At 57.5% G+C, this 15,676-nt stretch carries 11 protein-coding genes, 1 tRNA gene and 1 pseudogene; 12 read left to right on the top strand and 1 reads right to left on the bottom strand.

Annotation, left to right across the window (positions count from 1 at the left end; all coding sequences use genetic code 11):
• Window positions 1–558: 558 nt before the first annotated feature.
• Together GOB85_RS03505 and GOB85_RS03500 are read left to right on the top strand one after the other, a co-directional pair.
• Entirely contained in the window at window positions 559–1,044 is a 486-nt protein-coding gene (locus GOB85_RS03505) for a hypothetical protein (RefSeq protein ID WP_173576222.1), read from the top strand.
• A 3-nt stretch (window positions 1,045–1,047) separates the two neighbouring features.
• Entirely contained in the window at window positions 1,048–4,419 is a 3,372-nt protein-coding gene (locus GOB85_RS03500; RefSeq protein ID WP_173576221.1) for a hypothetical protein, read from the top strand.
• Window positions 4,420–4,615: 196 nt separating this feature from the next.
• On the opposite strand, the pseudogene GOB85_RS03495 reads toward GOB85_RS03500, so the two are convergent.
• Window positions 4,616–4,806, bottom strand: a pseudogene (locus tag GOB85_RS03495) (IS481 family transposase); the annotation flags it as partial.
• A 595-nt stretch (window positions 4,807–5,401) separates the two neighbouring features.
• Here GOB85_RS03495 and GOB85_RS03490 point away from each other — a divergent pair.
• The 10 genes from GOB85_RS03490 (at window position 5,402) to GOB85_RS03445 (ending at window position 15,636) form a co-directional block, all read left to right on the top strand.
• On the top strand, window positions 5,402–5,614 hold the full coding sequence (locus GOB85_RS03490; protein ID WP_173576220.1) for a hypothetical protein: 213 nt from the start codon (window positions 5,402–5,404) through the stop codon (window positions 5,612–5,614).
• A 10-nt stretch (window positions 5,615–5,624) separates the two neighbouring features.
• The gene (gene gyrA, locus GOB85_RS03485; protein WP_173576219.1) at window positions 5,625–8,435 is read left to right on the top strand and encodes a DNA gyrase subunit A; all 2,811 of its coding nucleotides are present in this window, start codon (window positions 5,625–5,627) and stop codon (window positions 8,433–8,435) included.
• Window positions 8,428–8,937 carry a pantetheine-phosphate adenylyltransferase gene (gene coaD, locus GOB85_RS03480; RefSeq protein WP_173576264.1) on the top strand — a complete coding sequence of 170 codons (510 nt, stop codon included), beginning with the start codon at window positions 8,428–8,430 and terminating at the stop codon, window positions 8,935–8,937. Before gyrA ends, coaD begins: the two co-directional genes overlap by 8 nt.
• Window positions 8,938–9,084: 147 nt before the next feature.
• Complete coding sequence (locus GOB85_RS03475) at window positions 9,085–9,573, top strand: peptidylprolyl isomerase (protein ID WP_173576218.1); 489 nt, start codon at window positions 9,085–9,087, stop codon at window positions 9,571–9,573.
• A 63-nt stretch (window positions 9,574–9,636) separates the two neighbouring features.
• Window positions 9,637–9,712 (top strand) — tRNA-Lys (locus GOB85_RS03470).
• Window positions 9,713–9,906: 194 nt separating this feature from the next.
• Complete coding sequence (locus tag GOB85_RS03465; RefSeq protein ID WP_173576217.1) at window positions 9,907–10,380, top strand: flagellar basal body-associated FliL family protein; 474 nt, start codon at window positions 9,907–9,909, stop codon at window positions 10,378–10,380.
• Window positions 10,377–11,498, top strand: coding sequence for a flagellar motor switch protein FliM (gene fliM / locus GOB85_RS03460; RefSeq protein ID WP_173576216.1), 1,122 nt, complete (start codon window positions 10,377–10,379; stop codon window positions 11,496–11,498). Before GOB85_RS03465 ends, fliM begins: the two co-directional genes overlap by 4 nt.
• 14 nt (window positions 11,499–11,512) lie before the next feature.
• Window positions 11,513–12,094, top strand: a complete 582-nt coding sequence (locus GOB85_RS03455) for a DUF6468 domain-containing protein (RefSeq protein WP_173576215.1) — start codon at window positions 11,513–11,515, stop codon at window positions 12,092–12,094.
• A gap of 4 nt (window positions 12,095–12,098) precedes the next feature.
• Window positions 12,099–12,848 carry a MotE family protein gene (locus tag GOB85_RS03450; protein ID WP_173576214.1) on the top strand — a complete coding sequence of 250 codons (750 nt, stop codon included), beginning with the start codon at window positions 12,099–12,101 and terminating at the stop codon, window positions 12,846–12,848.
• A gap of 79 nt (window positions 12,849–12,927) precedes the next feature.
• Window positions 12,928–15,636, top strand: coding sequence for a tetratricopeptide repeat protein (locus GOB85_RS03445; protein WP_338421639.1), 2,709 nt, complete (start codon window positions 12,928–12,930; stop codon window positions 15,634–15,636).
• Window positions 15,637–15,676 lie beyond the last annotated feature (40 nt).

The following is a 15,676-nucleotide window of genomic DNA, read 5'->3' as shown; positions in this document are numbered from 1 at the left end:
CTGGTTTGTGTGTGCTTTGATGAAACACAGGACGTCCCGGATTCAGAAATCTACGAGGATGTTTTACGGTGAGGACTGCTAAATCAGCTCTATACGCAATATTTGTGGATAGAAAGAGTGTTTTTTAGCGGATATATCGGACTTCTCGATTCTGAAAAAACAGAAATAAATACTGAGGGATACTTCCGTGTTCCGGTTCAGTTCAGTGCGCTGGGCGGAGGGCATGAAACGCGGTCAGAAGTCCCTGTTCTGTTCCCGGCTCCATCTGCGCCATGGTCGGACTGCTATGCGCTGGGCCTGTTTCAGAATGCCTCCGGTGATGACACTGCGGTTATTTACTGGCCGGTTGAATATTTCAGGGCTGCAGGAACGTCGGGTGCATATAGTGTGCCAGAGAACGATACATCGCTGCTTATTCACGATACGTCATCGCTCGTTGTACCAGAGCAAACTATCGGGATAACCAGATCCGGGTGTCTGATTGTATCAAACTTTATTATAAGTATTGATGATAATGGGATTGAAAGCGTTGTTTCGGCTGGAAGCAGCAGTGCGGTATTGCCATCGGATGTACTGACCTCCTCGTCAGATCTTACCGGAAATCCGGTTGAGGTTTCCGGGGTCAGGACAACTATCGGGGCGGCACTGGCGTCTGCCGCCTTGACCGGAACCGGGGGATCGGCTGGCTCGACCACGGTTCCCGTCACGATGACGGCAGCACCGGGCGCACTTTATGCGTTGGTCTTTCCCGCTTCCGGCTCATCGACATTTGACGTCACCCCCAACACTGCGCTGACACTCTCGATCTCCGGCGGCACGCCCGGTCAGGAACAGCGCGTGACGCTGATCATCCGGCAGGCGGCGACGGGATATGCGGTGGCACTGCCTGCCGCTCAGGTCGTCAGCAGTAGCGGTGTAGTCACTGCGGGCGTTATTTACGTTGGCGGGATGCCTGCTGTGGGAACGACATCCGGGCAGGCAACAATCATCACGTTTTATACTGATGATGGTGGAACAACTATCTTTGCAAAAAGTGGATTTTAAGACATGTCCGTTACACCAGTAACTTCCGTCATCAATGCTGCCAGTAAGTCAGCGCTTGCGCCTGGTGATATTGTCCAGCCGGTTCTCACCGTGACAGACCTCGCACTTTCAACGCCTGTTACGAAGCGGCCTGTCGGAGCGTTTGCGCCTGCGGTGAATAATGGCGGATCAAATGAGATTGTCGTCGATCCGCACACGGTCGTGCAGGAGTGGATCGGTTGTGGTTGCGCGATCACCGACAGTGTCGCGTATAATCTGCTCACGTATTTTCCAGCCAAAGCAGATCGTCTCAGGCTCTATGATATGATCTGGGGTTCTGGCGGGATGAATACTATCCGCACCGAAATCGGACCATGCGATTATCGCGCCACTAACTGGGCACCTTATATTGCAGATTCCGTGACTGATGACTGGACGTGCAGCACGTTTGCGATGCCGCACGACGAACAATACAAATTGCTTATCCTGCGCGAAATTTGCGAAGTAAATCCCAACGTTAAAATCATCGGGAGTGCCTGGACTCCACCGCTGATGTGCAAAGAGGCCTACTCAGGCCCGGGATCTGGTGGCACCGGTCCGAGCTGGAACGCTGGCCAGATCAATCCGACCACGCAGGTTTTTAACGCGTATGCACTTTACCTGTGTAAATTCGTGCAGGCATACGCGGCGCACGGTGTCCCTGTGTGGGCGCTCACAATGGGTAACGAAAACAACTTTGGTTCCGGTGCGTGGCCTTCAACATACTGGTCCGCTGCGAACCTTGCGACATTTGCACCCATTTTGAAAATGGCCCTTCTCGAAACCGGACTTGAGACGCTGGTCATGGGCGGGGACGTGTCGTGGGGCTATGCTGACGATCTGACCGGTGCGAACCGCTATGCCGAGACGCTGCAATCAGCGTCAGCATATGTTCAGGACTATGCCTTTCACAATTATGAGGGTAGCGTTTCTGATCAGCTCGGTCTTGTTGTCGGATATACAAATCAGCCCGTTCGTGCGCACATGACTGAATATTGCGCCGACTATCGGTTCACAGCGACATTCCGTGCCCAGATGATGATCCCGGAAATGTTCATCGGAAACGTCCGCGCATGGGGCTGTTCTCTGACGCTCTGGAACATGATTCTGGACGATATCGGCGGCCCGTGGCAGGCGTCTCTGACCGAAGGTAATAGTTTCCACGGCGTTCTTGACTTTAACCGCAGCACACTGGCTGTTACGGAAACGGCAGAATTTTACTATCTGAAGCACATTGCAACGAAATTCCCGCCCGGAACGAAGATTATCCGGAGCACGAATTCTGGTTACGGCATCAATTATGCTGGCATCCAGAATATCGCTGGCCTGACGCCGGATGGCACGATTGTGGTCGCACTATTCAACAATCAGGGCATTGCCGACACATGTGTCGTACGTGATGGCATAACCGGAACGGCTCGTCAGATCTCTCTGCAGCCCTATGATTTCTCCACCATCGAATGGTCTGCAGCAGACGTTGTAGCCATTCCGGGAACGCTTGCTGTTCCCGGCGCTTTCACGAATGTGGCAGCAATATCGAGTGGGGGCTTGCCTGTATTCTCGTGGGGGCTTCCCTCTACCGCGACGTGCGATATTGCCGGTATCCGTGTTACTGCCGGCATATCCGCTACCGACACGTCGATGTCGACTGTCCTGGCTGGAAACGTCACGAGTTTCACGCCACCTGGAACGTCGATCGGGCAGACGATTTATGCGACATTCACACCATTCAGCGTGGGGGGCGATGGACCTGCATCCGCACAGATTTCTGTGAAAGTCACGGCACCTCCTGCTGGTGTCCCGACCGTCTCTGTAGCTGCCACCGTTAATGGCGCAAACATCACCGTCACGCCGGCCCCAACCGGAACAACTGCAGCGTCTTTTGATATCTATGCCGGCGCCTCTGTGAGCACGATGGCTAAAATAGGCAATGTTGCCACAAATGGCTCGAGTGCTGTGATCTATGCTGCGACGGGGCTGACCGCCGGTTCGCTTTACTATGTCGCGGCAACCCCGATCGATGCCGATGGATCTTCCGGAACACAGTCTGAAACGGCGACGGTGACCCCGATCGCAGAGGCTGTCCCCGATGTGCCGACAATCGCGCTAACGCCGGGTGATGCGCAGGTAACAATACAGATCACTCCTCCTGCGAACAATGGCGGGTCCACAGTCACGTCCTTCACGATCTATTCCGGCACCAGCACAACAGCCTTGTCTAAGGTTGGAACGATGGCGGCGAACGGTGCCAGTGCCGTGACCTACGTTCAGTCACCCGAACCGAACGGGACAGCCGTTTACTTCACGGCCAGCGCGACCAATGCTGTCGGCGAAGGTGCTCAGTGCGCCGCAGAGAGCGCGACACCGGGGGCCTCGGCTACCGCACCGGGCGCACCGACAGTCGCTCTTGTCGCCGGCAATGCGCAGATCGTCGTTACGGTCACGTCGCCTGCGAACAATGGCGGGTCCCCGATTGCCGCTTATCCGATCATTGTGAATGACGCCAGCACACCGGTTACCACGCTGACGGCCGCTGGTTCTTACACGCTCACAGGACTAACCAACGGGACTGCTGTATCCGTGAAGGTCGGTGCGACAAATGGTGTTGGTACCACGTATTCGGCTGACCAGTCCGCGACACCGAGCCTCCCCGCTGACCCGGCTCATTATCTGTCCGTCGGAACGAATGACGGCGGTGCGTGGGTGCAGAAAAGCATCGACCTGACGAACGGCGTCATTGATGCTGAAATCTGGCTCGATCTGAAGGGGTATACGAAGGCAGCTATCCCGGCGTTCACGAAAAACACGTTCCTGTTCGGTGATTTCGATCCGAACAACACGAACAGTGCGGCCGCGAACTGCTCCTTTGGTCTCCTGCTTGGGACAGACGGCACGCCTGGGATCAACATTTACGACAAGACGGCCATTAAATTTAACCTGTTCGCTCTCACTGGCACGGCTGGCACGCCGGTCGCGCTCGCGACAGGAAGCATGGGGGGCATCCGATGCGTGCTCAACGCGTCAGGCGGCAGCTTCACAGCTTATGACGGGGCAGTCGTGGCAAACGCTACGGCTCAGTTTTTCCAGAGTACTGACGGCTTGACGTGGGAGGCTATTGGTAATGCTCAGGCTTACTCCGGCAGCGGCCTGCAAACATCTGCTTCCAGCGGATCGTATCCCGTTATTGCGGCTGGCATGATTGGCGGCAGGATTTTCAGAGCGTTTGCTCGGAACGGCAATGGATCGCCAGCTTACGGGCCTGATTTTACGACGGCAACGACAGGCGCCTCGACCGTCACGGATGCCGAAGGTGTGGTGTGGAATGTGGATTTCGGAAATGGTGCGAGCATCATTTGATCGACACAAAATCTCACCTTTCCGGGATGTGGATCGCTGATCCCGTCCTGGTATATCGGCACGGCAGACACGGTGGTATCATTTGCCATCGGGCAGCGCCCTGAAACCACGCCCTGAACTCTCTTGCTGACGCATAGATAGTGTCCCGTAAATAAGCCGTTTCCTCCCAGGGCGGCTTATTTTTATAAGTATTTAGTCACGGGTTTTGTTTGAACCGTGATGGTTCCTTTTCCCATTGTCGGCAAATGAATTCGTATGGAGTGAGACCGTGGCGGTCCTTGAAGCGCCAGGCAAAATTACAGGCTGAGACCATGTCAGCGAGGAGCTGCGGAGACGATCATGCGTTTCGTAACAGAAGTGTTTGACCGTCGCCTCTCTGAAAAAGCGAGTTTCGGCGTCCGGTCGAACGCAATGAAAACGTAGAGACGTTCCATTGCGGTGTGCACTTCAGCGATATCGATGTGAGAGAAACCAGATGGCGTTGTCTCGAAATCGAAAGCGCTTCATTATCAGATTCGATCATCTCCTGACGACGCGACAGATTCATCGTCTTGACGCACGTGACAAAAAATCGCGTTCGGCTACCACACCAGTTGACCGATCCTGATGTGGAACTTCTCTATTTCAGCTTCTGTGTGTCGCTGGCTTTCCTGCTGTTCCGTCTTGTCTGCAAAAACAGCTTCCGGATTGTCCGGAGCCTGTCGCCTCTATGCGCTCACCAGCGTGGGATGGACGCCATATTTCGACGCCAGATCCGCTGTCGTCTGCGTCTCCTTCAATGCAGCCAGCGCAACTCGGGCTTTGAACTCAGGGTTGCCTTCACTTTCATCGTAATCGTCTTCCAAACGGCTGAAAAACGAGCTTAACAACTTGTCCGGATTATGGGGACCATCTCAGTGGTGAAGTGGCGCCATTCTTCGAACAACCGCACGATGCCGGGAGCCGGGCCGGAGGTGGTGGCGGGGCACGGGGGGAGTGTTGCATGAAGCTCTGGTTCTGTGCCGGAGGGTGCCGAAACCTGCTGATGATGTTTTATGACATGTGCGGAACGATTGGTCATGGGGAGCCTGATCAGGGGCGGGTTGTGGTTTGCGGCCTGCTGACTTACCGGCTGGCGGCTCGTGTGTTAGGGTGCGTCCCCTATGCACTGGCTATGCTGTGCGGTCCTGTTTCGGGCTGTGCGGCCATGACATGACGGAAAAACCTTGACCGAGAATCCCGATCTGCCCGCCCCGCCTTCTGACCTCGTTCCGGTTGCGATCGAGGAGGAAATGCGGTCCTCCTATCTTGCGTATGCGATGTCCGTCATCGTTGCGCGTGCGCTGCCTGATGTGCGCGACGGACTGAAGCCGGTGCATCGCCGTATTCTTTATGCGATGCGCGAGAGCGGGTTCACGGCGGACAAGCCTTATCGCAAATCGGCCCGCGCGGTCGGTGATGTCATGGGTAAGTATCACCCGCATGGTGACTCGTCGATCTATGACGCGATGGTCCGCATGGCCCAGCACTGGTCGATGCGGGTCAAGCTGATCGACGGGCAGGGGAATTTCGGATCGGTCGACGGGGATAGCCCGGCGGCGATGCGCTACACCGAAGCGCGTCTGGCGAAGGCGTCTTCCTTCCTGCTGGACGACATTGACCGGGACACGGTCGATTTTCAGCCGAACTACGATGAGAGTGAGAGCGAGCCGAAAGTTCTGCCCGCGGCATTCCCGAATCTGCTGGTCAATGGCGCGACGGGCATTGCTGTTGGTATGGCGACCAACATCCCGACGCATAATCCGGGTGAGGTGATTGACGCCGCGCTGGCGATGATCCGGAATCCGGACATCAGGCTTGAAGAGCTGATGGAGATCATGCCGGGTCCGGATTTCCCGACGGGTGGTATTATTCTAGGGCGGACGGGCATTCGCAGTGCGTTCGCGACCGGGCGTGGTTCGGTGATCATCCGGGCGCGGGCGGAGATCGAAGAGGTTCGCAAGGATCGCAGGGCGATCATCATCACCGAGATTCCATATCAGGTAAACAAGGCGACGCTTCAGGAGAAGATCGCTGAACTGGTCCGTGACAAGACCAGCGATCGGCATATTGAAGGTATTTCTGACATTCGCGACGAGTCCGATCGTTCGGGCATGCGGGTGGTGATCGAACTCAAGCGCGACGCGACGCCGGAGGTGGTGCTGAACCAGCTCTACCGCTTTACGCAGCTTCAGACCTCGTTCGGCGTGAATATGCTGGCGCTGAATGGCGGTCAGCCGAAGCTGATGGGGCTGATGGAGGTTCTGTCGGCGTTTATTGCCTTCCGTGAGGAGGTGATTCTGCGGCGGGCGCGCTTCGATCTGGCGAAGGCCCGGGATCGCGGGCACATCCTGGTCGGTCTGGTGATTGCGGTTGCCAACATTGATGCGGTGATTGCACTGATCCGTGCGGCACCCGATGCGGCGACGGCGCGTGAGTCGCTAATGGCGGCGCAGTGGGATGCGGCTGATGTCGAGCCGTTGCTGGCGCTGATTCATGACGAGGGCAATGTCGTCATTGACGGCAGGGTGCGTCTGACGGAAGCGCAGGCGCGTGGCATTCTGGAACTGCGTCTGCAGCGCCTGACCGGTCTGGAGCGAGAGAAGATCCAGAGTGAGCTGTCCGAGGTTGCGGCGAAGATCAACGAGTTGCTGGAGATTATCCAGAGCCGGCCACGTCGTCTGGAAGTGATGTGCGACGAATTGCTGGCGGCACGGGCGGAGATTGCGTCGCCACGCATGACGGAGATTGCCGATTATGCGGGCGATCAGGACGATGAGAGTCTGATCGAGCCGGGGCTGATGGTGGTAACCATCACGCGGGACGGGTTCATCAAGCGGACGCCGCTGGAGGTGTTCCGGGCGCAGAATCGTGGCGGGCGCGGACGTACGGCGGCGGGACGTCGCGGGGACGATATCGTTGTCCGGTCGTTCAACGCGCACACGCATCAGTGGGTGCTTTTCTTCTCGTCGGGCGGCAAGGCGTATCGTGAGAAGGTCTGGCGTCTGCCGGAGGCGAGCCCGACGGCGAAGGGGCGTGCGCTGGTCAATCTGCTGCCGGATCTGGGCAGCGATTCGATCACAGCGGTTCTGCCGCTGCCTCAGGACGAGGATCTGTGGGAGGCGCTGCATCTGGTCTTTGCGACGGCCAGTGGTGGCGTGCGTCGGAACCGGCTGAGTGATTTCCGCAATATCCGGTCGTCCGGTCTGATTGCAATGAAGCTGGATGAGAATGACAGCCTGATAGGTGTGGCGACGTGTCGTGAGGGACAGGATGTGTTCCTGGCGACGCGGGGCGCGCGCTGCATTCGCTTCCAGATCACGGACGATATTCTGCGCGTGTTTGCCGGGCGTGATTCATCGGGTGTACGTGGCATTCGTCTGGCGGAGGGCGACCGGGTCATTAGCCTGTGTGTTCTGAACCATGTCGATGCGACGGTTGAGGAGCGGGCTCTTTATCTGCGGGCTGCAAACGCGAAACGTCGTGCTGAGAATGCGGCAGAGGATGGTGCTGAGGACGGCGGTTCTGATGCGGAAGAGATTGTTCTGCCTGAGGGGTCGGATCTGTCGCAGGAGCGGTTTGACGCGCTTGAGGCAGCGGAAGAGATTCTTCTGACGGTAAGCGATGCCGGGTTCGGGCGGCGGTCTTCGGCTTATGACTATCGTGTGACCGGACGTGGTGGTCAGGGCATCACCAATATGAACTTCTCAGCCAGTAAGCGGGGGTCTGCAGTGGTGGCGACGCTGCCGGTGCTGGCGGGGACGGATGTGATGCTGGTGACGGATGCCGGACGTTTGATTCGTGTTCCGGTCGATCAGGTGCGAGTCATGTCCCGGCAGGCGAGCGGCGTGACGCTGCTGCGTCTGGACGGAAAAGAGTCGGTCACCAGCGTCTTCCCTGTGCTGGAGGATGATTCGGCTGACGATGATGATGCCGGTCCCGCAGACGCAGATTCTGGTGGGGAAGCCGGTGCGGATAGTGGGAGTGATGATGCCTGAACGGACTCGCCGCATCGGGTTTTACCCCGGGACGTTTGATCCTGTGACCTTCGGGCATATGGACATTATCGAGCGGGCGGCGAGGCTGGTTGACAGGCTGGTGATCGGGGTGGCGGCGAATGCGGGCAAGAATCCGCTGCTGCCGGTCGAGGAGCGGGTTGCGTCGATCATGGAGGAGGTTCCGGGGCTTGTTGAGCGGACGGGCGCCGAAATTGAGGTGATCGCGTTTAATGAGCTTCTGGTTGAAGCGGTTCGCCGGCAGAAGGCGACGCTGATTTTCCGCGGTCTGCGGCTTCTGGTCGATTTCGATTATGAGGCGCAGATGCAGGGGGCGAACCGGAAGCTTGCGCCGGAGATAGAGACGGTTTTTCTGATGGCGTCCGAGCGGACGCAGTTTATTTCCTCGCACATGGTGAGGGAAATTGCCTCTTACGGCGGGGATATCAGCGAGTTTGCACCGGAGGGAGCGCGTCGGCGCGTTGTGGCGCGGCTGGCGAACTGAGCGATCCGGTTTTGTAATTCTGGCTGTGTGACTGTAAGGCTCCTTTCTGTGTCTGCTCGTCAGCTCTGTCCGGCGGGTGGGATGGCCGGTGCTGTTCTCCTGTCGTGAGTGCGGGCGCCGGATCACATAAAGTGATTGGATAATGACATGGCTGATACTGACAGAAACGATCTGCTGAATATGGATCTGGCGTCAGGACGTGTGGTGATTCGCCTGCGTCCGGATCTGGCGCCTCTGGCGGCTGAGCGTCTGCGGACGCTGTCTGCTGAGGGTTTTTATGACAATACGCCGTTTCACCGGGTCATCCCCGGTTTCATGGCGCAGGGTGGCGATCCGACGGGTTCGGGGACGGGTGGCAGCAAGCTTCCGGATCTGAAGGCTGAGTTCACGCGGGCTGCGAAATTTGAGCGTGGTACGATCGGCATGGCCCGGACGATGGATCCGAATAGCGCGAACAGCCAGTTTTTCATCATGTTCGAGCCATCTCCGCATCTTGACGGGCAGTACACTATCGTGGGCGACGTGACTGAGGGCATGGAGCTTGTCGACAAGATAAAGCGCGGCTCAGGCAGCGGCGGAACGGTCCAGGATCCGGACCGGATTGTGAAAATGCGTCCTGCTTCTGTTGAGGCCTGATCATTTTTTGTGACGGTGGCGGTTGACAGGTCCGGCTGCCACCTTTACCCGATGGCCCGCAGTGAGCCGGTAGCTCAGCTGGTAGAGCATTCGACTTTTAATCGAATGGTCGAGGGTTCGAGTCCCTCCCGGCTCACCAAATGATCCTGACGTAAACAGTTTCCGGTCAGGATTTTACTCCCCGATTTAGACAATTGTTAACCACCCTCGCTTAACCTCCGCTGTGTGCTTCAGAGGTGGTTTTCCTGCGGGATGCGCGGGAATGCCGACTGTGGGCCTGAGCGTCGATTCCCGGTTTGTGCCCGGTGACGACGTGTGCAGTTCGGAGTTTGGATGGCGGAAGAATCTGAAACGGACGGGGCGTCTGTGCCTTCTCCCGGGAAGAAAAAAAAGCTGGTGCCCATTGTGGGGGCGGTCGTGGCTGTGCTGGCTCTTGGCGGCGGTGGATGGTTCTACTGGCAGCACAGTGCGAAGGCGGTAAAACCGAAAACGGAGGCGGTTCAGCAGGAGCCGTTCCTGGTTGATATTCCAACGATTATTTCAAATCTCGACAGTGCATCGGGGCGTCCTGTCTTTGTGAAGATCACGGCTAAAATTCAGGCCGTCGGCGCTTATCCATCACAGGTTCAGGCTCATATTCCTGAGATTCAGGACATTTTTCAGACGTATCTGCATGAGAGCACGCAGGCAGACCTGAGCGGCAACGGCATTTACCGGTTGCGGGAGGCGCTGCTGGACCGCATTGCTGTGCAGCTGGCGCCAATTGAGGTAAGGGATCTTCTGTTTACAGAGTTTCTGATCCAATGAGCGGGGTACAGGGCGCGGTGGGCGGCGCGATTCCCCACCCGGCACCGACGGCTTCTCTGCGTGATCGTGATTACGGGCAGACTGTGGGGGATGCCGCGCTCTCTGATACGGATACCGTTGAGGATGAGCGTATTCTGGATCAGGCTGAAATTGATAGTATTCTGGGCAATGCGTTCACGCCTGGCGATCTTGAAGACAGCACGAGTGGTCTGGAGCGGATCATTGGTTCGGGGCTGGTGTCATATGAGCGCCTGCCGATGCTGGAGGTGGTGTTTGACCGCCTCATGCGCATTGTTTCGACGACCCTGCGTAATTTCACGAACGACAATGTTGATGTGTCGATCGATGGTATCAGCTCGATGCGGTTTGGTGACTATCTGAATTCAGCGCCGGCTTCCTGTATTTTCGCGGTGTTTAAGGCGGAAGAGTGGGAAAATTACGGTCTGATGGTCGTTGACTCGGCCCTGACCTACTCAATGGTGGATGTGCTTCTCGGCGGTGCTCGCAATCCGCGACCGATGAATGTCGAGGGGCGATTGCATACGACGATTGAGCGATCGCTGATCGAAAAGATGGTACGACTGGTTCTGGCTGATCTGAGTGTCGGATTTGATCCGATCTGTGCGGTGAATTTCAAATTCGAGCGTCTGGAGATCAGCTCCCGTTTCGCGGCTATTTGCCGTGCGTCCAATGCGGTGTTTCTTGCCCGGATGCGCGTCGAAATGGATGATCGCGGCGGTTATATCGATGTTTTGCTGCCTTATGCCACGCTTGAGCCTGTTCGCGATCTGCTGTTGCAGCAATTCATGGGCGAAAAGTTCGGCAGAGATTCGATCTGGGAGACCCATCTCGCGGAGAAGCTGCGGGACACGGATGTGCAGCTGGAGGCGGTGCTGGGTGAGCAGACGATGCTGCTTTCCGAGATTGTGGATCTGAAGCCGGGCTCGGTCATTGTTCTGGAGCATCAGCTTGAGCAGCCGGTCAGCCTGCGTTGCGGGGAGGTTTCGCTGTTCACAGGTAAGGTTGGACGAAAAAAGGAAAGCATAGCTGTCCGGATCGAGGAAGATCTTCTTGCTTTGCGTCAGCTTATTGACGCCCCCGAGGGATTGTACTCGTAAGGTGGAGATATTTTATGACTAATTTTGAATATGTTATGGAATTTATTCTTTGTATTCTTCTTCTTCTTGGAATTTTTTACAGTATTTATCTTGGTCGTGCACTGTCTGTTCTTCGTCGTGATCGGCGTGAGCTGGCTGATCTGGTATCGAAACTTGATGAAAGTGGGCGGCGGGCCGAAAATGGCGTGGAGAAACTACAGACGGCTGGTGATGTCAGCGGCAGGGCTCTGGGCCGCATGATTGATCAGTCCCGCATGTTGCAGGGCGAACTTGAGGCGCTGTCCGACCGTGCGGATTTGATTGCGGGACGTCTGGAGGGGCTGGTTCGCAAAAGCAGCCGACCAGTGATGGAGGAACACATCGCCTCCGAACTGAGCCGTCAGGGGGAGGGGGAGCTGGAAACTACGCCATTATCTGATCGTGTGACGGCTTCCGGCGTGGCTCATGTGCCGACATCGTCGTTGCCTGTCAGCCCGCAGCTCTCGGGAGTGCAGGGTTCGTCTTCGTCTGGTCCGTCCATGCGGCCATATGAACAGCGTGCCCGCCAGCGTACGGCGGCGGAGCAGGATCTGATCCGCGCCCTGCGGATGGGATGAGGATATGCCGAAAGTATCGTTTCCGCGTATTTTTCAGCTTTCCGCATGCCTGATGGGTGGATTGTTCTGTCTGAAAGTATATCTGCTGACGAGTTCGTTTTTGTTTGCGAATACGCCTGCCGGGGCAGCGGATCTCGCAGCTGGCGCTGCCGCGCTGTCCGGAAAAACGTCAGCCGGTGCCGGCAGCATTCCGCAGGCGCAGGTTGCGCCGCCTGCGGGTCCGGGGCTGAATAACGCGGATGGGAAGGTTGTGAACCCATGCTCCGGCTTATTGACCTGTGTGGGGCAGGTCAGTAAGCCGGAGCTGGATATTGATCGCCGTGCCGACGACGCGCGCCAGGCGCTCCGTAATGACCTTGCTGGCCGGACGCATGAGCTTGATGAGGAATCCCGCAGGCTCGACGATATGAAGCGTACGATTGAAGCCTCGCAGGTCGCGCTGGACGTGCGGATGCAGAAATATTCGCAGGAACAATTGACGATGACGGCTGCGTCGAAGCAGCAGAAGCAACTTAGTGACGCGGATATCGACCGGCTGGTGAAAATTTACGAAGCTATGGCGCCGCGTGATGCGGCTTCTATTTTCAATGTTCTGGATTTTCAGGTTCTGGTGCCGGTGATGACGAAAATGAATCCGCGGAAGGCATCGGCCATTCTGGCGGGGATGTCACCGGATCGCGCGATGATGGCGACCCAGCTTCTTGCTGGTATCCCCCGAAAGGTGGGGGTGGTGCGTGTGGGCTCGAACGGTTAAATCCATTTATCTTTATAAGATATTACTTTCAGAGGCCATCTTGGTTAGGGTTTACGGTGGTGCAGGACAAGGACAGAGTGTGCGGACGAAACTTCCTTTGACATTGTGGGTTGCGACATGTCTTGGCGGTTTGCCTGTTTCTGTCGTCGCTGGCTACGCTCAGCCCGTTTCCGGCAATGCTGAGGTTCCGGCTGTAGCTGGTGCGGCGGGAACAGGTGCTGACACTGTGCAGAGTCGCTATCATCGACGACCGCATGTTACGAAAAAACACGTTTCTGTCAGGAAAGATAAAATATCTGCCAGAGCGGTGCCTTCCGGTGGTTCGTCCGCAAGTCCTGCTGCCGGTCTGGCTGGTGTGGCGACAGGTGCATTGCCTCCCGGCTGGCAACAGAACACGATTGGCATGCCATCGGAGAGTGCAGTAAAGCAAGGTTCCGGGACGTTATCTGCACCGTCTTTGACCGCGTCCCATACAGCGGATTCCCGTGCTCTGGCGCCAAAGGAGGTATCTGCAGGAAGTCCGGCAACGGCGAATACATTCTGGGCGCAGGGAACTGCGGCACCATCGTCCGGCGCGGCAGCAGCAGACCATGCTGTCGGGCAGGTTACTAAAATATTTCTGCCACTTGGTGATCAGGCTGGCATAGCTGCCTTCTGGTCCCGGAATGATTTTATTATCGTTTCTGATCATATGACGCAGATGGATGCGAGTGCACTGAGAGATACGGGGCCCTTTTCATCCGCTGCTGTGCGGACGGTGGGGAACACGACAATTGTGACCTTTCACTTTGATGAGCAGCGCCCGCTTGCACTGAACAGACAGCCTGGCGGTTGGGTTCTGGCACTGTCGCCCGATAACGCCGGGACGGCGCAGATGCGGGTCGTGCCTGAGCAGAAGGATGGCGGTATTCTTTACCCGATGCCACAGGCGGGGCGTATCGTAGAGCTTTCCGATCCATCCTCCGGGGCACGACTTCTTGTCGCGACGTCGTCGGCAGAGGTTGCGGGGCCGCGGCTGCCGCACAGGCATGTGGGGTACGAAATCCGGCCGTCCGTGCAGGGGCTGGTTTTCGCTGTGGAGTCCGATCAGATCGAGGTTCGCAATGGCGATGGCGGCCTTTTTATTGATGCCGTGGGTGAGAGTGCGATTCCCGTTGCTCCTGCGGCGTCCGGGCAGATTGTTGATGACAGGATCGACTGGTCCTGGCTGGGACTGAGATCGCTCCCTCCGGCGGCATTGCGTGAGGATTATCGCAGGCACTGGACGCAGGCTGCGATGTTGCCTCCTGAGGGTCGTAATGAAGCGCGCCTTGCCGCGGCCCGTTCGGCTTTTGCTCTGGGCGATGCGCATAATGCACGGGCGATTCTGGCGACGGCGATTCAGGATGATCCTGAGCTTGCTACACTTCCGAATGTTGCTTTTCTGCAGGCCGCATCTGAGCTTCTGGCGGATAATGTGGCCGGTGCGTCGATGCTTGAGAGTGCCGATACCGGGGTGGACGGGGCGCTGTGGCGCGGGCTTTATATGGAGCGGGCCGGGAAAAATCCTGTGAAGGCCTCTGCTCTTCTGGCGGAGGGTTATCCGCGCCTTGCGGACTATCCCCTGACACTACGTGACAGGTTGCAGCCGGAAGTCGCGGCGTTTATCGCGCAGTACGGATCGGAACAGGACCTGTCCGTTTTGTCGCCTTTGCCGGATGGACCGGCTTATGGCGTGGCAAGGGCTTTCATGCCGCTTCGTGCAGGTGACCGGGTGAAGGCGCTGGCGGCATTTCAGGCGCTGGCGAAGCAGAAGGATCCGGTTCTTTCCGAAGCGGGCAATGAACAGGCGATTACGTTGCGTCTGGCTGCTGGTCAACGGCGGCCGGCAGAAGCAGCGCAGGCTTATGGGCGGCTGTTGCTGGCCGGGCGTCTGGCCGGACGCGAGCCTGAGGTACGTCGGGCGCTTGTTTCTGCGTGGGTGCAGGCAGGGGAATGGGAAAAAGCACTTACAGCCGCAGATGAAGAGATGCGGGTTTTCCCGGACCGTCGTGAGGATATGATGTCTCAGGTACAGGATATTCTGCTGCACCTGGCGGAAATACCTGAGGGGTCTGGTGCGCATCCGACGGATGCCATTGATGCGGTTGCTCTGATTGAGAGTCATGTTGACCAGATCCCGGACGGTGCGACGAAGGGGCGGATACTGGCTGGCCTTGGAGCGAAGTTGTGGGGGCTGGGACTGCCAGGACGAGCCGCTGTTGCGTTTGAGCGTGCGTTGCCGCTTGCAACGACCGATGTGCAGAGGGCGGCCTGGGGTGCCCAGTTGGCGCAGGCTGATATTCAGGCTCAGCGGTTGGGGCAGGCACGTCGGGCGCTGGATGAGACGGCGGTTTCAGGCGCCGGTGAAGATGTTGCATCGCGTCGACGGGTGATCGCGGCGAGCCTGCTGGCTCGCGAAGGGAACAGAGATCAGGCTTTGCAGATGCTGGCACAGGATGAGACGGAGGCGTCGCTTGATCTGCGTGGCCGTCTGCTTGAAGAAGAAAGAAAATGGCCGGATGCGGTGCTTGTCGTCGGGCGACTGGCGACGAAAAACATTCCGGAGCAGGGGGGGCTGTCTGACGCGCAGCAGGATCTGACTGTGCGGCTGGCAACAGATGCGGCACGCGCGAATGACTGGGAGACGCTGGATCGACTGCGTGAATGGATCGGGCGGCGCCGTTTGTCTGTGGAGCGCCAGCGTATTTTTGAGCTGCTTGTGACATCTCCTGAGGCTGATATCAGTAAGCGCGCCAGCGGACAGTGACGCTGGTTGTCGGGAAAGGTTTTGGTGATCTCATAATCCG

It is taken from the genome of Acetobacter fallax (assembly GCF_011516735.1).
Classification (GTDB): Bacteria; Pseudomonadota; Alphaproteobacteria; order Acetobacterales; family Acetobacteraceae; genus Acetobacter; species Acetobacter fallax.
This window is presented reverse-complemented; position numbering and strand designations above follow the sequence as displayed.